The sequence below is a fragment of the Arcobacter sp. genome, assembly GCF_050300555.1.
GTDB lineage: Bacteria > Campylobacterota > Campylobacteria > Campylobacterales > Arcobacteraceae > Arcobacter.
In genome coordinates, this window is record NZ_JBNKXY010000016.1 from 1 (window position 1) to 17,682 (window position 17,682).

Annotated in this window: 24 protein-coding genes; 2 read left to right on the top strand and 22 right to left on the bottom strand. The window is 29.3% G+C overall.

The window, feature by feature from the left end; translation table 11 throughout:
• Positions 1-71: 71 nt before the first annotated feature.
• The 17 genes from ACQY5W_RS11010 to ACQY5W_RS11090 form a co-directional block, all read right to left on the bottom strand.
• Positions 72-461, bottom strand: coding sequence for a hypothetical protein (locus ACQY5W_RS11010; RefSeq protein WP_428025021.1), 390 nt, complete (start codon positions 459-461; stop codon positions 72-74).
• Positions 436-951 carry a hypothetical protein gene (locus ACQY5W_RS11015; RefSeq protein ID WP_428025022.1) on the bottom strand — a complete coding sequence of 172 codons (516 nt, stop codon included), beginning with the start codon at positions 949-951 and terminating at the stop codon, positions 436-438. The genes ACQY5W_RS11010 and ACQY5W_RS11015 overlap by 26 nt, the downstream gene beginning before the upstream one ends.
• A gap of 19 nt (positions 952-970) precedes the next feature.
• A complete protein-coding gene (locus ACQY5W_RS11020) occupies positions 971-2,518 on the bottom strand; it encodes a hypothetical protein (protein ID WP_428025023.1) in 1,548 nt (515 codons plus the stop codon).
• Positions 2,518-5,670, bottom strand: a complete 3,153-nt coding sequence (locus ACQY5W_RS11025) for a phage tail tape measure protein (RefSeq protein ID WP_428025024.1) — start codon at positions 5,668-5,670, stop codon at positions 2,518-2,520. The genes ACQY5W_RS11020 and ACQY5W_RS11025 overlap by 1 nt, the downstream gene beginning before the upstream one ends.
• Before the next feature lie 220 nt (positions 5,671-5,890).
• Positions 5,891-6,349, bottom strand: a complete 459-nt coding sequence (locus ACQY5W_RS11030) for a hypothetical protein (RefSeq protein WP_428025025.1) — start codon at positions 6,347-6,349, stop codon at positions 5,891-5,893.
• Between the two features lie 27 nt (positions 6,350-6,376).
• The gene (locus ACQY5W_RS11035; RefSeq protein ID WP_428025026.1) at positions 6,377-6,901 is read right to left on the bottom strand and encodes a hypothetical protein; all 525 of its coding nucleotides are present in this window, start codon (positions 6,899-6,901) and stop codon (positions 6,377-6,379) included.
• A gap of 15 nt (positions 6,902-6,916) precedes the next feature.
• A complete protein-coding gene (locus ACQY5W_RS11040; RefSeq protein WP_428025027.1) occupies positions 6,917-7,324 on the bottom strand; it encodes a minor capsid protein in 408 nt (135 codons plus the stop codon).
• Positions 7,321-7,647: a hypothetical protein gene (locus tag ACQY5W_RS11045; RefSeq protein ID WP_428025028.1), complete on the bottom strand. Its 327-nt coding sequence runs from the start codon at positions 7,645-7,647 to the stop codon at positions 7,321-7,323. Before ACQY5W_RS11045 ends, ACQY5W_RS11040 begins: the two co-directional genes overlap by 4 nt.
• Positions 7,648-7,702: 55 nt before the next feature.
• A complete protein-coding gene (locus ACQY5W_RS11050) occupies positions 7,703-8,047 on the bottom strand; it encodes a hypothetical protein (RefSeq protein WP_428025029.1) in 345 nt (114 codons plus the stop codon).
• On the bottom strand, positions 8,044-8,508 hold the full coding sequence (locus ACQY5W_RS11055) for a hypothetical protein (RefSeq protein WP_428025030.1): 465 nt from the start codon (positions 8,506-8,508) through the stop codon (positions 8,044-8,046). The genes ACQY5W_RS11050 and ACQY5W_RS11055 overlap by 4 nt, the downstream gene beginning before the upstream one ends.
• Positions 8,508-8,708 (bottom strand): ChaB family protein, encoded by a 201-nt coding sequence (locus ACQY5W_RS11060; RefSeq protein WP_428025031.1) that lies wholly within the window; start codon positions 8,706-8,708, stop codon positions 8,508-8,510. Before ACQY5W_RS11060 ends, ACQY5W_RS11055 begins: the two co-directional genes overlap by 1 nt.
• Positions 8,709-8,720: 12 nt before the next feature.
• Positions 8,721-8,999 carry an SAP domain-containing protein gene (locus tag ACQY5W_RS11065; protein WP_428025032.1) on the bottom strand — a complete coding sequence of 93 codons (279 nt, stop codon included), beginning with the start codon at positions 8,997-8,999 and terminating at the stop codon, positions 8,721-8,723.
• Positions 9,000-9,007: 8 nt separating this feature from the next.
• Positions 9,008-10,009, bottom strand: coding sequence for a phage major capsid protein (locus ACQY5W_RS11070; RefSeq protein ID WP_428025033.1), 1,002 nt, complete (start codon positions 10,007-10,009; stop codon positions 9,008-9,010).
• Between the two features lie 38 nt (positions 10,010-10,047).
• Entirely contained in the window at positions 10,048-10,731 is a 684-nt protein-coding gene (locus ACQY5W_RS11075; protein WP_428025034.1) for a hypothetical protein, read from the bottom strand.
• A 163-nt stretch (positions 10,732-10,894) separates the two neighbouring features.
• Positions 10,895-11,212: a hypothetical protein gene (locus tag ACQY5W_RS11080; RefSeq protein WP_428025035.1), complete on the bottom strand. Its 318-nt coding sequence runs from the start codon at positions 11,210-11,212 to the stop codon at positions 10,895-10,897.
• Complete coding sequence (locus tag ACQY5W_RS11085; protein ID WP_428025036.1) at positions 11,213-12,316, bottom strand: toprim domain-containing protein; 1,104 nt, start codon at positions 12,314-12,316, stop codon at positions 11,213-11,215. It abuts the gene before it with no gap.
• A gap of 11 nt (positions 12,317-12,327) precedes the next feature.
• A complete protein-coding gene (locus ACQY5W_RS11090; RefSeq protein ID WP_428025037.1) occupies positions 12,328-12,960 on the bottom strand; it encodes a hypothetical protein in 633 nt (210 codons plus the stop codon).
• Between the two features lie 150 nt (positions 12,961-13,110).
• Between ACQY5W_RS11090 and ACQY5W_RS11095 the strand changes: the two genes are divergently transcribed.
• On the top strand, positions 13,111-13,332 hold the full coding sequence (locus ACQY5W_RS11095) for a hypothetical protein (protein ID WP_428025038.1): 222 nt from the start codon (positions 13,111-13,113) through the stop codon (positions 13,330-13,332).
• A 9-nt stretch (positions 13,333-13,341) separates the two neighbouring features.
• On the top strand, positions 13,342-13,506 hold the full coding sequence (locus tag ACQY5W_RS11100) for a hypothetical protein (RefSeq protein WP_428025039.1): 165 nt from the start codon (positions 13,342-13,344) through the stop codon (positions 13,504-13,506).
• Positions 13,507-13,653: 147 nt separating this feature from the next.
• On the opposite strand, the gene ACQY5W_RS11105 is transcribed toward ACQY5W_RS11100, so the two are convergent.
• The 5 genes from ACQY5W_RS11105 to ACQY5W_RS11125 are packed head-to-tail and all read right to left on the bottom strand — an operon-like array spanning position 13,654 to position 17,670.
• A complete protein-coding gene (locus ACQY5W_RS11105; RefSeq protein ID WP_428025040.1) occupies positions 13,654-13,911 on the bottom strand; it encodes a Rha family transcriptional regulator in 258 nt (85 codons plus the stop codon).
• On the bottom strand, positions 13,908-15,038 hold the full coding sequence (locus ACQY5W_RS11110) for a hypothetical protein (protein WP_428025041.1): 1,131 nt from the start codon (positions 15,036-15,038) through the stop codon (positions 13,908-13,910). Before ACQY5W_RS11110 ends, ACQY5W_RS11105 begins: the two co-directional genes overlap by 4 nt.
• Positions 15,038-15,682, bottom strand: coding sequence for an SDR family NAD(P)-dependent oxidoreductase (locus ACQY5W_RS11115; RefSeq protein WP_428025042.1), 645 nt, complete (start codon positions 15,680-15,682; stop codon positions 15,038-15,040). The genes ACQY5W_RS11110 and ACQY5W_RS11115 overlap by 1 nt, the downstream gene beginning before the upstream one ends.
• A complete protein-coding gene (locus ACQY5W_RS11120; protein ID WP_428025043.1) occupies positions 15,675-16,358 on the bottom strand; it encodes a 2-C-methyl-D-erythritol 4-phosphate cytidylyltransferase in 684 nt (227 codons plus the stop codon). Before ACQY5W_RS11120 ends, ACQY5W_RS11115 begins: the two co-directional genes overlap by 8 nt.
• Before the next feature lie 4 nt (positions 16,359-16,362).
• Positions 16,363-17,670: a hypothetical protein gene (locus ACQY5W_RS11125; RefSeq protein WP_428025044.1), complete on the bottom strand. Its 1,308-nt coding sequence runs from the start codon at positions 17,668-17,670 to the stop codon at positions 16,363-16,365.
• Positions 17,671-17,682: the final 12 nt, after the last annotated feature.

Here is a 17,682-nt window from a genome sequence, read left to right on the forward strand (position 1 = left end):
TAGCTGCATTTATTGGCGGAGATGTTCCATCAATAAAAGTTATTTCTGAAAAATCATTAAAAGCAGTCATATTAATGCTCCTTCCTATTATTTTTTATTTCTATTGCTTCTTCTTTTGTATATGCTTTATGGGAACTTGGCGGTTTTTTAGTCTTTTCTATTGCATTTTTTTTAATTACTGGATTAACCATTTCCATCCTATATCTAATTATATTTATTTTTTTAGGTTCTTTTTCTTTTGAATCTTCTTTTAATTGATCTTCTTTTTTTAGTTTTGGATTATCAATTTCTAATAATTCAACCTGAAAATTAAGTTTATCTTTTATCTGATCAATATAATTTTTGCAAAAATTTTTATAAAATTCTTCAACATATTTAGGATCATTTATTTTATTTTTATCTATCTGAGCATCCATTTGAAAGATCATATTATTTCTACCCCCTTGTAAATTCATCTTCACGAACAAAATTTATTTGTTCGGTTGCTGTTTTAGATTCGACAGGGTCTAAGACTATTCGACTAATCATTAATCCTGTATCTTTTCCACTACCATCTGTCCAATTTATAGATTCACTTCCACAGAAAAAGCCAACCTCTTTAATTGTCACAATTCCGCTTAAATCAGTGGGTTCCGTATCTAATAATATTGCCGTAGATGTTACAATTCCAGTTCCTGTCTTTATTTTTGATATAATCGGAATTCTATAAACTTCATTAACTAATGTTGTCATAGTGTCCAAATTTGCTGTGTCATCATCACCAATTGCAACATGTTTTAACAATAAGTCAGTCTCACCAGTTCCATAAAGAGTTTTTATTACTTCATCCAAAGCACTATTCATCAATCGATTAAAGATAATTCTATTTGTTATAATTTTATTAGTTCTTATATCTTTTTTTATTAATCTAAGCTTTCCGATCCATCCATGATTTTCTTTTATTTTTATCATTACATCACCTCTTTAATTGTTAATCGTATTCTGTCCTAGTTGTGTCAATAGTTCCCGGAAATAATAAATTTGATGGATAACGTCCCCCGGGATCATCTTCAGGATATAAACAATCAAGCTTAGTTATAACAACTGTTCCATTCCAGTCTTGTTCCTCATTTATATTATAGGCTTTTTCAACAAGTGCATCCTCTCTTAAAGTGAATTCTTTAGTTTTTGCCATCCACTCTTTGAAAAAATTAACGAATCCACCAATTTGAGTACCGTCTACAAATGTTGCACTTTTTAGAAGCGGCAAGTTGTTGCCAACATCTTCAATTTTTAAATTTCTAACTAAATATCCCCCACCTTCTGAAGTCAAAGAGTTAATCCCAAAGTTTGGAAAAATTGTATCGCAAATTTGACCATTTTTCCAATTGTGATTATATGAAGCTAACATTATTTTATTTGCTACACGTTTATATCTATCCAATAATGCTTGTGCTTTTTCCTCTGCAATAACTATTCCTTCAATATTTGCTCCACTTTCTACATCTTCATACAATCCCGAACCGCCTTCAATCGCTTTTCTTTCATTTATAGAATCCTCATCATCTTTAACCACATCAATTGAGTATTGTCCGAAATATTTTAAAACTAAAAATTGTCCATCTGTAAGGACTTCTTGATCTTGATCTTGTGTAATTGTATTATCAGCTTTTGACCAATACCAATACATATCACTATCTAAACCATTAATTCCAACGTATCTGGGATCAACTAAATCTTGATCCCTCGGATTATTTTTATATCTTTCTATAGTAATATATATTTTAGGTTTATTATTTAATTTAAATCTTACATAATAACTTCTGTTATTATCAGGATTTGGGTTTGCGGTTTCAGTTAATTCATCTGTTATGGCTTTTACACTCTTTAGAATTTGCTTAGTTCTTAACTCTGAAATATCCTGTCCAATTTTTAAACTTCCCCATAAATAATTTGTATTTTCTCTAATTTCTGGGCCTATATTGATTGTTCTATCATCAAGATAAAACTTTTTATTTGCATCAATATACCATTGCCATCCTATAAGCTCTACAAGTTCATTGAACAAAGTAGAGCAATAAACATATGGACAATTAACTGATATTTCGTTTAGTGTTTCATCAATAGAGTCATCATCATACCATATTCCATCATCTGCCAAGTAATTATCAATTACTTTTTTTATTAAATCTGAAATTTTTAATTTGGGATATGATTCATTAACAAGCCTTCTATCGCAAATCTCGTTATAGTCTACACAAGTAATTGATTGAAGTGTTGTTGGTTTTTGATTAATTTTTTCAATGTCTGGCGTATCAATTTTACCACCATAAATTAATGTTCCATTTTCCCATACTTTTACATCTTTTCCGCAAACAGATTGAAAGTAAAATAAATTACCTGTTAAATTTTCATCAATTAGATTAAAACTAAGCACGCCACGAGTGCCAGTTTCATCATAACTAATGTTTAGACTTTTACTTTCAACTTTTACTCCTGAAGGCAAAAATTGATTATCAATCTTTAAAACAAATGACATTAGAACTTACCTCCATATCTTCTTAATACATCTTTCATTTCTCGCATAAATCCATTCATGTCTTTAATTCCATGAAAGTTAAAATCTCCATTAAAAGAAATACCTTGATTATTATTTGGATTCAAAGTTTGTGGAGCGATTGACTTTTCATTCAACATTAAATCCTTTAAAAAATAATTACCGACAATTAAGTTAGCTTTTGCAAGACTTTTTTTAATGGGCCCTGCAAAATTTAATTTATCTAAATCTCTAAGAGGTCCTTCTTTTGCTGGTGAAAATGGTAATAAATCTCTTAATCTTTTAACTAAGCTTTTTAACGCTCCGACCGCTGCACTAGCTGCCGCATTAATACCGTTTTTAATTCCATTAACGATTGCCATTCCTGAGGAATAAGCAGATGAAGCAATTCCTTTAATTTTACTTTTTATGTTACTAACCATACTAGAAATAGTGCTTACGGCTTTTGATTTTATGCTGTTCCAAGCTGAACTAAAAGTATTTTTTATACTGCTTAAAAGACTTGAAATTCCACTTCTCAAACTGCTTATTTTGCTTTTAACTGAACTAATTAATGAGCTTACAATACTTGAAACTTTAGATTTTATACTATTCCAAATTGAACTAAATACGCTTCTTACTGCATTAAAAACTGTTGATACATTGCTTTTAAAAGTGTTAAAACGAGCGATTACAAGTTGGATTAATGCACTTACAATTTTTGAAATATTAGATTTCATGTTATTCCAAACCGCTATAATTGCGTTTATTAAAGCGACTATAATTGAATTAGCCTTAGTTTGTAAATTTATAAAAAATTCAATAATTTTTGTAACAAATCCAATAATAATTTCTAAAACTCTTGCCGGAAGAGTTAAGAACCATTCGATTATTCCATTAATCATATCCGGGACAATTGATCCACCAACTAAAGTTTCGTATAATCCAGTAAAAAAACCGACTATTCCTTCAATAAATCCCGAAACTAAATCAATTATAGCAACGACAATATTTCCAAAAAAGTCTAATATACTATTCCACATATTTTGAAAGCTTTCATCAACTAACTTCCAATTGCCTGTAAATAGCCCAACTAATACGCCTAAAGCTCCACCAATAAATGATATAACATTCATAATAGCAGCAATAACATTGTCAATCGCTTTGACGATTCCGTTAAAAAGCCCCGCAATTATTCCAATTATTGCGGCTATAGCACCACCTATAACCATTCCTAACCCTTTAAATATTGTAACAACTGGACCTATTACAGCTTTTATATTTTCAAAAGCTTTTTTGATTGCATTAACATTGAATTCTTTGAATGAATCGGAAACTGCTTCTTTAACATTAGCAAAACCAGCGGCAATTACACTAACAAAACCGCTTACAGCTCCTATAATTCCACCAATAACTGTAGTTACTACATTTTTAATTGAATTAAAGGCATTCATAAATCCATCTTTAAATGAAATAATTTTGTCTCTGATCTCAATCATTTTATCTCTAAATTCTACAAAGCTAATAACAGCTTGATGTATTTTTGTCATAGTCTCACTTGGAACTAAATTTTTCATATTATTTATAAAATCACCGAAATTACCAGTTGCGATTCCTTTTATTAATCCCATAAGAGCTCCTTTTATGGAATCTGCATTTTCTTGAATAAATTTTGCGGCTTCTCTTAATTTAGAAATAATTCCATTAAATTTTTCAAATATAGCTCCCCGAACTTTTTCAGAACTCAACATTAATCCTACAAAAGCAGTGACAAGTCCACCAATAACACCGATTACAGCTAGAATCGGCACTGTAACTGTACTTATAATTGCAGTAAAAGCAGCTATTACAGTACTTACACCACCAATAATTCCCCCTAGAACACCAATAGCTGTAGCTATACCCGCAATAACTGGTCCGATTAGTGCTGCCATTGCTGCAAATCCAGCGACTAATTTTTGTTGAAATGGATTTAAAGATGCAAAAGCATTTCCGACAAATTCAAAAGCTTTAACCAGTGTTTCTAACACTGGAACAGCCACAGATTTTATAACTTCAAAAAACTTTATTAAATTAGCTTGTAAAGCAGATAAAGCAGCATTCCATTTAAAATCTACCGTTTCGCTTGCAGCTTTAAAAGCTTTATCGAGTGATCCAGTAGAATTTTTAACAGCATCAAAAGTTTTCTTATTGCCTTCAAGATTATTTCCCATTAAGTCAAGTACTCCCATTAATGCTCTAATATTTGGGAATACTCTCGCCATTGCTTCTTCTCCGTATTTATTGGTCATTTCTCGCAAATCCATAAGGGCTTGAAGTAGACCCTCTTCTTTAATTTTTTTCCTCATTTCTGAAGAACTAGTTCCCATTGCTCGAAGTTGTTCTTCAGCTTGTTTGCTAGGTTTAATTAATCCAGCCATAATGCTCTTTAATTGAGTCGCTGCTTCGGCTGCGTTAGTACCTGTTTTTGTCATTGCTGCTTGTGTTGCAGCTACCTGATCGAATGTTACTCCTAACTCACTAGCTAGTGGTAACACTGCCCCCATTGTTGCTGCTAGTTCTGCCGCCTCTGCTTTACCTTCACGAACCGCAGCGACTAAAATATCAGTTGCTTGTCCTGCACTTAAATTCTCTATTCCATAAGCATTAACCGCAGATGTTACAAGATCGGCAATGGTTTTAGTCTCGCCTAATCCTGCGGCACTTGCTTTCGCAGACTTTTTAAGAACATCTAAGGCATCCGCTCCTCTTAATCCAGCACTTGTAACGAAAAACATTGCTTCGGCTAGTTCTTTCGGTGGCTTTGCTACCTCTGGCGACATACTTAATATGTCACTTTTCCATGAATTAACTTGTTTTTGAGATACGCCAACAAGTCCAACGACTTTTGACATTTCCTTTTCAAAATCTTTGCCGAATTTTGCGGCGGCTAAAACCCCAGCAGCTAAAGGAACAGTAATAAATTTTGTGAGACTTTTTCCAACTGTCATCATTGAGCTTGAAACACTTTTCAATGAATTGCTAATTTGACCAGCAAAAGCAGACCCCATTCCTCTAGCACTTGCCAAGCCGCTCTGGAATGGGGAAAGATCGGCATCTATCGGAGCGGTTACTCTTCCAACAATAAACATATAAAAACTCCTTTTTTTTGCCAATAAAATCTATTCGATTATTTTATAATTACTTCTTCAGCTTCAACAAAATTTCTATTTTCTTTATCGTTATACCAACGATTATATGCTGAATCCTCTGGAAGTCCTCTAACTAGTATTAAAAACTTCCTCCAAGTAATTAAATTATTTTTATGTATATAATTTAAATCTAAATCATAAAATCTTTTAAAATCAGCTTCTAAGCTTCCCCATGCCCAAATTATTATTTTTGGATTTGGATTTTTTTTTCTGATATATGACCAGATTTACTTGTATCCATATGATATCCCCATTCGTCTAATATTTTGGGAACTATGTTTTCATAAACAAACATCATAGATATTCGATTGTCTCTAGACTTTTCTAAATTTTCAATAAATCTTTTCCCAAACATTAATTCTATAAAAGGCATTATTTTATCATCATCCATAATGACAGTCCATTGTCCTTTTATTTTCTTGTAACAATTTCTTAGGAAAAAAGTTGAAAAATTAAAAGGCATTTTTTTAGGTAAAAAATAAGTTTTACCCAAAAGCTTTATTTCTATTTTTTGTTTGTTTTCTTCTCTTAATGCTTGATCAAAATCTAAAACAAGATTATTACTTTGTCTTTCTGTAATTTCTTCTTGTTTTTCATCTAAAAATTTGATTCTATCGGCATTATTATTTAAATTATTAGACATTTTAAACTCCTTTTATCTTTTTATTGCTTAACTACCTGGGGTTATTTCTACTTTAGAATTAATTCTAAAACTACCCTTATAAGTATAAACTCCGCTTGTATCTGCTCCTTCTTCATATGAAGTAAAAAAGCCGCTTAAAGACCAGCCATATCCAGTATTACGAGTACTTTTTAATGTTATAATTTTCCCTTGATCAACTGCATCTTTTAATTCACTTTGTCCATCATCTAAACCAGCAGCAGCCGATTCAATAGTTATCCCTTCAATATCAGCAGTTTCCGAAACTGCAATTGATGTAAATACTTGATGTAAAACATCTGTTCCGGGGACAATATCTTCTGACCCAGTAATATCTTGTTCAGATACCGAAACTTTTCTATTAAAAGAAGTTATTTTGCTTACGACTTGACTATCTACCTCAATGACAGTTCCAGCGAATTTTACTTCACCTTCAACATTATCTGGACTTGCCATTAAAATAGGCAAAACAGGAGATAATAAAATGGTTTTCAAAGTTTTCTTAAAAATATTAAAAGCTTTATTTGATAGCATAAAAATCCTCCTTTCTTATAATCTATACTTATTGCCTGTACTTTGTACTCGGCAATTATAAGTAACTGCGTATTCTGTTCGATTTTTTTCATCTTTCCCCAGATTTTCTGGCGGCTGATCTATAAATACAGCACTAACAATCGGACCACCAGATATTAGAGGAGTACCACCAAACCCCATAAAGTATTTGTGAATATTATAAGCAAGTTCTTTGGCTGCCGCTTTGCTTGAATTTCTTGTAATAACTTGAAGTCCAAATAGATCAACTGATAAGCTGCTTGACTCGTCAATTTGTGGAGCATTAACATCAAAAGCAGTTACACAGTTATCAGGACTTAAAGGTTGAAAATTATCAAATAAATCAGTTCCAACAACTCCGAATCCTTCTTCTTCAAGCCACTCAATAAAATTATCGGCAATCATAACGCTCCTCCTATTCCATTTCTAAGATTAGATAAAAGTTTATTCTTCGCTAATCGATTAAATGGATCCCTTAAATAGAATCTTTTTCGACCATGTTGGAAATTTGCGTTTTTTTCATGCCATCTAATAGCGTAAGGAATTACAGGATATCCAGTAGAATGACCACCGCCAAAACAAGCACAGCCAGCAGCTTTCCCATCAGGAGACATTTTCGCTACTCCTGTATTTCTTAGTGTTCCTTCATCCAACGGTACTTCTCCTTTTCCTGCTTGAACTACAGCATCACAAGTTTGAAAAACTGCCGCTCTTGCTGCCTGATTCATTATTCTTGTTAATTCACTGCCTCTCCAAATACTCCAACCACCTAAACCCATAATATCACCTCACCATAACTTCAAAATGATGTGTTTTTCCTGCTTGTAATGGATGATCAATAGGATCAATTTTTAATACTTCCATATCTGTTCTTGTTTGTGGACTTGTTTGATCAATTTTCCAATATGGATAATTTATATCAATTCCACAATCATCTTTTAAGAAAACAATTGCGGTCGATAAGATTTTTTCACCTTTTTCATTGATTATTAAATTATTACCATATTGAACAAATCCCTTTAAGGTATCATCACTTGAAAGAACTGAAAAATCAGCAGCAGCATTTCTTTGCATTTTTTTTAAAGTTATTGAATGATTCATCATTTTATTGAAAGCTGCTATACTCATTTTAAACCAACTCTTTTCTCAATTATTCCAGACGAAATTAGAATTGAATCAACATAACCCATTGACTCGGGAAGTTTTGATCCTGTTGAATTTTTTGATTTTGAAACACTAAATCGACCTAGTTTTAAGTTATCTTGTGAATTTGGGGTATTATTATTATTAAATAATTCGGTTATCATTGAAGCTATCCATAATTGTATAGCTTCTTTTTGCCCTATAGTAACTTCTATTTTATAATTCGTATTAGAAACATTAACATAATTATAATCATCAGATAACAAACAAGGTGATACATACCAAGTCGATTTACTTGTGTCAATCTTATATCCACTTTTGTAAATTCCATAGTTTCCTATTCTATCATCTAACAGTTTTGAGGCAAGTCTTATTCTTATTGTTGTTGCTTCGGACGAGTCTCGCCCTGTTAATGTTGCATATTCTGAACTTGTAATATATGCCATTATGCCCACCTCTTCCACTGTCCAGCATTGTCTTTCTTATATCCAGCTTTCTCAACTGCCGCCCAAGCTGTTTGGTTAGCTCTTTTTTCATTGCTATTATATTCTTTAAATGCATTATTAAAAGCAGCTATCCAAATCTTTTTTGCTTGTGCCGGTAATACTTTAATTCTATCAGGATAATTATTTACAGTATAAGGCATTAAATCACCTCATTAATTAATTCCTTTTTCATTTAAAGAAGTAATTAAATCTTCTTTTTTGCCAACCGCAGGGAGATTATTATTTTTACAAATATCTTGTAATTCTTTGTATGATTTCTTTTCTAATGGAATTTTTTCAGCTGTTTTAACATGATATTTTACTGCATTTTGATTTAAATATGCGGTTGCATCACTTTGATCCATTTTAACCACATCACCTATTTTATATAATTTCCCCTTATAATACCTTTCCTTAAGAAACTCAACATTTGATTTAAAAATTTTTATCACTTCCTAACTTAACTTACGGCTTCACCATATACAGAAAATGGATATCTTGTTTCTTCAATTTCGTTAAGACGATTTATAGGATTTGGTACTTGCCATCCTAATCTCATAGACGCTCTTAACGCAATCATGTTTTGTTGGGCTAAATTAAATACGATTTCTTTTGTGGTAGGGTCTTGAATAACTGCTTCCGTCAAAATTGTCCACATGATATCTTTTCTAATTGCATACATTAATTGTTTCCATTCTCCAGAAATCATTAATGACCTATTTGGAATTATAGCTCCATTTCTAGGAAATACACAAGGCTCACCATCAAGATAATAAGTAGAACTACCTTGCACACCTTCTTTATTTAACGATTTAAAGATAGGAATTCCATCTGTGGCTCTTAATGATCTAAATTTTGATCTCATTGTCATACTGCATACATGACCATCAACCATGAATCCATCTTCTTCAACTTTTGCTATTAAACCACCATCACCCATTATATCTTCATATATATCGCTTTTATTTGTATTTGGACTTATGATACTTCCTTTAGGTACAAAATTTCCAGCAGCGGTAGCAGCCGCAACAATGTTATCGGGCCATATTTGAGGAGCATTAATCCCATAGAATACAGCTTGATCAAAAGCAATTCCGAAAGCTTCTATTAATTTAGGTTTACTTTCTGCCCAAATATCATAGTCAGCATCGTCTAAAACTGCCATTGGAATTGGAACAATGACGTTTAATTCCTCTGCATCAATGTATTTATTTTCCCACATTAATTTAGATAATCTTTTCCATTGCTCATCTTCTGTTTTAGTTGATGGACCCGGATTTGAAAAATATGCGGTTGGTAAAACTGATAAACAAGGAATCCTTCTTTGTGATCTTGACATATTTGGACCTCTTCTTGCATATGTCATAACCGCAGAATTTTCGGGAACACTTTGAACTATTTCACGTTGTACATCTTCAGGCATAAGAGCTTCAACACCAGCTCTTGGAATATAGGTAGCCATGAAACTTCCTCCTTATATCCCTAAAACTACTTAATCAACTAATCAACATATCCAGCTTTTTTTCTTATCAAATAATTCATATCTATACTATTTCCAGATGGCTTATTTGATCCAGCGTTTTGATCGTCTCCACCCGATTGAGGGTCTTGATTATTACTATCATTGCCAGAATCTAATAAATAAGGTTTTTCTTTAATTAATGCTTTCAATGAATTTTCGATTCCCATAACCTTTCCATTGTCATCAATAGATACGTCATCTTTGTCCATTAAAATATAAGCAGCTTCGGGATCTCTAATTTTTAATTTACTTGCAATACTAACAACTTTTGATTGAATTAAAAACTGATTTGATCTGTTTGTTGCTTCAATCAATTTTTTGTCACTTTCTTCTTTTTCTAATTTAAGTCTTTCAAGCTCACTTAAACTTTCTTTTTTCTTTTCAGCTTCAAGTTCTTCTCTAGTTTTCTTAATAGCTTTATTAATTCTATTTTTCAAAAGACTATCAAGTTCAGCTTGTGATTTAAAAACTACTTGCCCACTTGTATTATTTCCATCTTCTCTATTTTCGCCATTTTCGTCGGCATTTGAATTTTCTCCATCTGTATTATCCGAATTTTCTCCGCCTTCTCCTTCACCTTCTACGCTTATGATTGGAACTATTGGAAATAAAAAACTAGTAAACAATATTTTCTTAAATCTTTTGAATTTTCTTAAAATCATAACTCCTCCGATTTATAGTCTGTCGACTTTATATTCCGTTTACGCCCGTCGGCTAATTCAATTATATCCTACATGACAAAAAAAAACAAACATGTTATATTTGTTCTACGTAGAACAAAAAACATGATTGTTTGTTATTTTTAAGTGTATTTAATTGACGTTTTTATATAATATTTCTTTTATTTTGAAAAATAATTCCTAATCTTTTCCATTTACAGAACATTTCAGATTTAACAAAACTTTTGTTTTGATATGCAAAAGCATAAATATAAAAATTATTTCTATTACATAGATTATATAAATCATTAAAATCATATAAAAAACTATATATTTTATTATTATTCTTATTGGTTACATGATCTAAGATATACTCTATCAAATATTTTTGATTATCATATATTCTTATTTTTATATTTCTATAATTAATTTCTAAACACCTTTTATCATCTTCTAATAAATAAATTGTTTTAGATAGTTTCATTTAATTATCTCGACTTTCTATAAATTTTATAGCTTTGTAAATTTCTTCTCTGAATGTAGATGAATTATTCATGTAGAATTCATTCATATCTTTATATTTATTTAATTTTAAAATTATACTTTTTAGTCCAAGAATTCTTAAACCTTCATCAAGTGATTCCCTCGCTATTTCAGAAGGCATTTTTTTATTCGGCTTTTCTGGATTTCTTGGATCGTTGTCAAAACAGATGAAAAACTTAACTTGATTTTCTTTTAATTGATCAATAAATTCTTTAATAATATCTAAGAATTTATTAACCATTGTTATGGAATTCAAAGCTATTCCTTTACAATCTATACATTCAAAAGATAGAGCATCGAAAATGCCCTCTGTTATAAAAAATATGTCATTCTTCTGTGAATGCCTAATATAACCAGCATTCCAAATTTTTAAAGGAAGTCCTTTTAGATTTAAAGTCTTTTTATTTTTTTTATTTAAATAGTCATCCCTTCTTAGAATTACATTTACTACTTTTTTATTTTCCCAAACAGGAATTATATTTTGGTAACTCCATAAGTTATAGACTTGTGGTAATAATTCTTTTGGAAAAATTTTTCTTGGATCATCACAAATTATTTTATAATGTTTTAAAATATTATCGTTTTTAATATTTCTTCTATAAAAATAATAATATCTTTTTGATAAAGAGAAATATTGTAGTATAATATCAGTTAGATTATGATTAACATTTTTAAATTCTTTTTCTTTAGTAGATTCATTGTTTTTATTGCTTTTATTTCGTTTAGTTTTATAGGTATAATTAATAGTAGGGTTTTGACACCCTACTATTTCAATTCCCTTTTCTATTATTAAAGTGAAATCTTTTTTAATGTTATAACCTTCTAATTCAGCTATAACATTAAACGAATCGCCTTTTAAACCACAATGACAACAACAAACATTACCTTTTATGGACAAATCATTATCAGGCTTTTTATGTCTATAAGGAATACATTGCCAATTGTATTTCCCTTCTTTAGCCCCATAATAAGTCAATATTTTTTCCAAATTATTTCTTACTTGATCTTTTTGAGCCTCAGTAAATTTTCTAGTTTTAGTTTTCATGATATATTCTCCTAATCTTCGTTTAATTTAATTTGTATTTCTGGACTACTTAAACAAACTCCGTCAAAAAGTAATCCATCATCATTGCTAATTGATCCATCTTCGCAAATATAAAGATGATCTTTTAATAGATTAAATAATATTTTTTTATTAGTATCAATATAGTCTTTTTCTAATTTATTTCTGATCAAAAAATTATATAATCTTTCTTCATCAGATATTATAATTTCTTGCTTTTTAAAATATATTTTTGCCGATGGTAGAGAATAAATTAAATAACCATTTTTAGATAAAATAGTATTTTCATTAATTACCTTATTAGTAATAGTTTCAAAGAGTAAAGCCCAAATTTCATGTTTTAAAAATTCTTCTTTGTCTTTACCTTCTTCAGCTATTTCATTTATATATCTTTCGTTTTGTTTTATCATTTCTTCACAAGTTCTTAAATATAAATTTGCTCTAATCTCCATAACTGCATTATTAGAATTACTATATTTAGTAAATTTTCTAATATTATTGTTATACATTTTTATTCTATAATCATAAAGATTTTTTCTTTTTTTAAACTTATATAATTCACTTTTATAATCCAATATCATTTCTTCAATTGTTACATTTAAAGCTATTTGCTCATTTGAAATCATTGTTTTTATACCTCCATTTTTAATTCTATCGAATTCGAGCTAATAAGAAGAGTATAACATAACAACAACATAAAAACAACACTTTATATTGTATTTATGTTGTTGTTATGTTATTATAGAATAAATCAATTAAAAAGGAGCTTTGAACTTATGAAAGATGAAAAAGATAAAATATATTGTGGAGTTTGCAAAAAAGAGATAATAAATGATCACATAGTATTTGGCGAAGCTGGCGTATTTTGCACTAGTTGCCGCTCTTGGTATCATAGCGATTGTTTAGATATTCGCTATGAAAAGACAGATAGTTTTTTTACAAGTAAAGCGAATGTTGGTTATTGTCCAAATCAAAGGTGTGGCAAAAAATTAGGATGAGGTAATAATATGAATAATAAAAAAGAGAAAAAAAAATATATACATTTTTGCATAGATAAAAAATTTAAAGAAGAGATTGAAACTATTGCAAAAGATAAAGGCTTGCCTACAGCGAGTTATATAAAAATGATGTTAAAAGAAAAAATACAAGAACATAAAAATAAAAAAGGGTAATATTAACCCTTTTTTATTTTGTATTATTATTTTCAAGGAAAAAAGAGGTCATCATCACTCTTTTTTTACGTGCAGTTTAAAAAAAAATAAAATAATAGGCAACACAATTTTTTTTATTTTTAATGCTTTTATTTTATATTATTTATATCATTTGTCAATATATTTCTGTTTATATTGTCTTATGGTATTGTTATTAGGAGATAGATAAAGAATTAATAAATCTATTTGCTTGTAGTTTAGATTAAAAAATTCTAATGGTCTTCCTCCTTTTGTGCCTTTTCCATATCTTAATATGCAAGAATTCATATTACCAAATTGTATAAAATCATTTTTATATTTCTTTAAACAATAAATTATTGTCTTATGAGATATTTTTAATTCCTCTGATAATTCAATGCTAGTCATACTTTTAACCTATTTGCTAATTCTAGTATTTGTTTTGCTGCGGTCTCTCCTGCTTTGCCTCTTAAATTGGTTGGATAAATTTCCTCTATAAATTCTTTTTCTAAATCTTTCATTCCATCAGATAAAGCAATATCAAATAATTTAATTAAATGTTCCATGCTCTTTGCATGATAACCAATTTTTTTAGAATAAATTTGATATTCAAAATTTGCCGGATCAGTTTTGAAATGATTCATTGTATCTTTTGCACAAATCCAGTCAGGAAAAATTACTGGTTTTCCTAATATCCATGCTTCATATAAAGTTGATCCTGCATCTGCGATAACAATATCGGCTTCCAATAATTCGTTTGTTGTCGGTAATTGTTTTTCATTGTTGTGCATTTTGCTTGTTGGATGTAAACTTGTTGCTAAATCATAATCTTTTGGAATTTGATCTAAATATCTTGAAAATGCTGGATAACTCGATCTACCTTTATTTTTTGAGTTATATCCATGAGTAGGAGCCCATAGAATTTTAGGTTTTGAATTCTTTTTAATTGAATTCTTATCAATATTAATCAATGGATCTAATTTAGTATATCCACAGACAAATATTTCTCCTTTATATCCTGTATTTCTCATTCTTTTTTCCCATGCTGGACCCGGCACAAAAGCATATTTATAGTCGGCAATTTTACTTCCTTTCCAATAATTTTTATCGCCAATTCCATGACTAAAAAATATATCATTTGGGCCAACTGGAATTTTTCCCTGTTCGTTAATTCTTGCGGAATTGAAAAATCTAATGTTCATTCTAGTTAATGGTATTTTTGAATATCCAATATCTTTTTCAGGAAGATGTTTCATTATTGGATTTGATAAAGCTTCTATCGCATTAACATAAGCTTCGCCAGCATGTTGGCTCATATTATCATAAACAAAATTTATTTTATTTCCCTTTTTAAGTCCATGTCTTTTTATATATGCCTGATTATCGAGCTTGTCTACTCTTAATCCTCTATTGCTTCTTATTTCTCTAAATATACAATTTGAATCAATTCTAATTGTAGTTTCTTCAAAAGGTTCAAATCTATATTTATCAATTATTATTGGATAATGAACTCTATTTAAAATATTTACTAACATTATTTTTTTACCTCCAATATTTGTCCATTAAGAAAGTTATCACTTTCTATTAAATTACAAATAAACTTGCCTACTTCATGAGGTTGCAGCATATTTTTAAAATCATCATCAGGCTCTAATTCATGTCTCATATCTGTATTGACTGCCCCAGGGCAAACAATATAAATTTTTATGCCATATGGTTTTAATTCTTCTGACATTGATAAACTAAAATTAATTAAAGCTGCTTTTGTTGCTGCATAAATTGCCCTACCCGGTCTTGCTCCTAAACCAGCAGTTGAAGCAATATTAATTATTTTCCCTTTTATCTTTTTATTAATGCAAAATTTTGTATATTCTTTTGTTGTATTAACTATAGCATTGAAATTAATATTAAATTGTTTTTTTACTATATTCATATCAGTTTCCAAAATGCTCCCTTGTACAGCAATAGCGGCATTATTTATAAGAGCAATGGGATAATATTCTTCAGAAAAATTATAAAAATCTTTCATAAATTCTTCAAATTGCTTAAAATCTGATATGTCAAAATCACTCCATCTTGATATTTGATAATATAGATTTTTTTCGCCTCTTTTACACCATTCTTTGGCTGTAGCTGCTCCAATTCCTCTACTACTACCAGTTATTATAATATTATTCAATTTTATTACCCTCCTTATAATTTAAAATTGCCTCGGCAATCTTAAGATCAATAGGATAAGTAATTTTAATATTTTCTCTTTCCCCATGAAAAATTATTTTTCTTTTAAAATGAACTTCGCCAGATATTTTTTCAAACTTATAAATTAAGTCCATATCATCCGTAGAATTTTGAGAAATCATACCTGTATGGATTTTATAAAGCTTTTGATTATCATATTTTTGTGGCATTTGAACACACCCAAAATCATTTCTATCATAAGAATTTCCTAATATATCAATTACACTGGCACTTGATAAGTCTATAGGTACTACACAATCGCCATCAGCTTTTATAACTCTTTGTATTAAATCTTTTGACATAAAAGGTCTTACAGCTTCACAAATTAGAACATTTTTTGTCTTGACATATTCTAAACCATTATAGACTGATTCTTGACGAGTTTTTCCAGCTTTACATATATATCTATTTTCAATATTATATTCATTTAAAAATCTTATTACATTAGAATTCGTTATATCACTTGGGATTATAATTCTACCTATTTTATCAATCTGTCTTAGTGTTTCTAAACCATATATAAAAATAGGCTTTCCTTTTAGTCTAGCGAACTGTTTAGGATATCCTAATTTTGCTCTTTTTCCTGTTCCACCTGTTAAATAAATTACATCAATCATGTCTTTACTCCTTTATAAAAATCTTTCTATCTTCTGAATTATTTATGTTTATAATATTTTCTTTTAATGCTGCTATAATATCGTTAGTTGTATGTTTAAATAAATAATATTGTAATTTTTTTAGAAATAATTCTATTTCTTTTTTATTAGCTTTAAAATATTTAACTTCATTATATGCCTGCATTGCTGTTTTCATTCCATTAATTTTATAAACACCTGGGGCATATTGATAAAATATATTACCAAATATAAAACTAGGCTTTCCTCTTAATATAGCTTCCCATCCTGCTGTACCTGTTATAGTAGCTACCGCAATAGAGTTATCGATTAAAGAATAATTATTTGATTTCATTGATATAAAATTTACATTTGGCATTTTTAGCAGTCTTATATAATAATTCATATCTCTATTTTTACTAATTCGAGGATGTTCTTTTACATAAATTTGTATTCCTAATCTGCTTAATATTTCAATAGCCATCCATTGATCAACAAATGGACCTCCCATTGGACATGTCGTTGCTTCGTATTGATAATGAAGTGGAAAATAAATATAAGGCTTTGTTAAATTAGGAATTACACATTTATTATTATAATAATCTAATAATTTTTTATTTCTTATTAACAAAGTTTTTTGTGTTTTAACTTTTTTTCGTGGAATTATTGTTGGTAATACTGGTATTTTCTTTTTATTCCAATGTATATCTAATAAATCAGCCAATGGCTCTATTAATTCAACTTCATTTTCTTCATTTGTTATTGTAGTATTATGAAAATTAGGAAAATTATCTTTTACATATCTTGCAAAATACCTATATTTTCCCTTATGCGTATGAAATGGATTTCCATAAAATGCTGGTATATTATAATAATCACATAAATGTGAAATTACATTATCATATCCTTCATGAGGTGGAGCACATCTATAAAATACACTTATTTTATTATTTAATAATACATGAGACCAATATCTTAAATTATTAATATAATATTTTTTCCTATTTTCATATAATAGAGGTCTTAATCTTTTTATACGTTCAATCATTCTCATAGTTTGTGATTCACATTCGGATAAATCTACAATTAATTTTTCGTCAAGTGGATCAATTTTATTCCAGTCCATTTTTGGATAATAATAACCTTTTCTCATACTTCTATGGGAATAAGCCCAAACATCTATTCCAATTTTTAAATTTTGGGGTAGCTGATTTTGTTTTATTTTTATTGGACAAATAAAGAAATATTTATTACATTTAATTGTTTTCATTATTTGAATCGCTTCGCTTTGATTACATAATGCTAATATATTCATTGATCTATTTTC

Excerpts from the sequence above, each read along its gene's own strand:
- ACQY5W_RS11015 (WP_428025022.1), bottom strand. The coding sequence starts at position 951 with ATGATAAAAATAAAAGAAAATCATGGATGGATCGGAAAGCTTAGATTA.
- ACQY5W_RS11020 (WP_428025023.1), bottom strand. The coding sequence starts at position 2,518 with ATGTCATTTGTTTTAAAGATTGATAATCAATTTTTGCCTTCAGGAGTA.
- ACQY5W_RS11030 (WP_428025025.1), bottom strand. The coding sequence starts at position 6,349 with ATGTCTAATAATTTAAATAATAATGCCGATAGAATCAAATTTTTAGAT.
- ACQY5W_RS11035 (WP_428025026.1), bottom strand. The coding sequence starts at position 6,901 with ATGCTATCAAATAAAGCTTTTAATATTTTTAAGAAAACTTTGAAAACC.
- ACQY5W_RS11040 (WP_428025027.1), bottom strand. The coding sequence starts at position 7,324 with ATGATTGCCGATAATTTTATTGAGTGGCTTGAAGAAGAAGGATTCGGA.
- ACQY5W_RS11045 (WP_428025028.1), bottom strand. The coding sequence starts at position 7,647 with ATGAATCAGGCAGCAAGAGCGGCAGTTTTTCAAACTTGTGATGCTGTA.
- ACQY5W_RS11050 (WP_428025029.1), bottom strand. The coding sequence starts at position 8,047 with ATGAGTATAGCAGCTTTCAATAAAATGATGAATCATTCAATAACTTTA.
- ACQY5W_RS11055 (WP_428025030.1), bottom strand. The coding sequence starts at position 8,508 with ATGGCATATATTACAAGTTCAGAATATGCAACATTAACAGGGCGAGAC.
- ACQY5W_RS11060 (WP_428025031.1), bottom strand. The coding sequence starts at position 8,708 with ATGCCTTATACTGTAAATAATTATCCTGATAGAATTAAAGTATTACCG.
- ACQY5W_RS11070 (WP_428025033.1), bottom strand. The coding sequence starts at position 10,009 with ATGGCTACCTATATTCCAAGAGCTGGTGTTGAAGCTCTTATGCCTGAA.
- ACQY5W_RS11075 (WP_428025034.1), bottom strand. The coding sequence starts at position 10,731 with ATGATTTTAAGAAAATTCAAAAGATTTAAGAAAATATTGTTTACTAGT.
- ACQY5W_RS11080 (WP_428025035.1), bottom strand. The coding sequence starts at position 11,212 with ATGAAACTATCTAAAACAATTTATTTATTAGAAGATGATAAAAGGTGT.
- ACQY5W_RS11085 (WP_428025036.1), bottom strand. The coding sequence starts at position 12,316 with ATGAAAACTAAAACTAGAAAATTTACTGAGGCTCAAAAAGATCAAGTA.
- ACQY5W_RS11090 (WP_428025037.1), bottom strand. The coding sequence starts at position 12,960 with ATGATTTCAAATGAGCAAATAGCTTTAAATGTAACAATTGAAGAAATG.
- ACQY5W_RS11095 (WP_428025038.1), top strand. The coding sequence starts at position 13,111 with ATGAAAGATGAAAAAGATAAAATATATTGTGGAGTTTGCAAAAAAGAG.
- ACQY5W_RS11100 (WP_428025039.1), top strand. The coding sequence starts at position 13,342 with ATGAATAATAAAAAAGAGAAAAAAAAATATATACATTTTTGCATAGAT.
- ACQY5W_RS11105 (WP_428025040.1), bottom strand. The coding sequence starts at position 13,911 with ATGACTAGCATTGAATTATCAGAGGAATTAAAAATATCTCATAAGACA.
- ACQY5W_RS11110 (WP_428025041.1), bottom strand. The coding sequence starts at position 15,038 with ATGTTAGTAAATATTTTAAATAGAGTTCATTATCCAATAATAATTGAT.
- ACQY5W_RS11120 (WP_428025043.1), bottom strand. The coding sequence starts at position 16,358 with ATGATTGATGTAATTTATTTAACAGGTGGAACAGGAAAAAGAGCAAAA.
- ACQY5W_RS11125 (WP_428025044.1), bottom strand. The coding sequence starts at position 17,670 with ATGAATATATTAGCATTATGTAATCAAAGCGAAGCGATTCAAATAATG.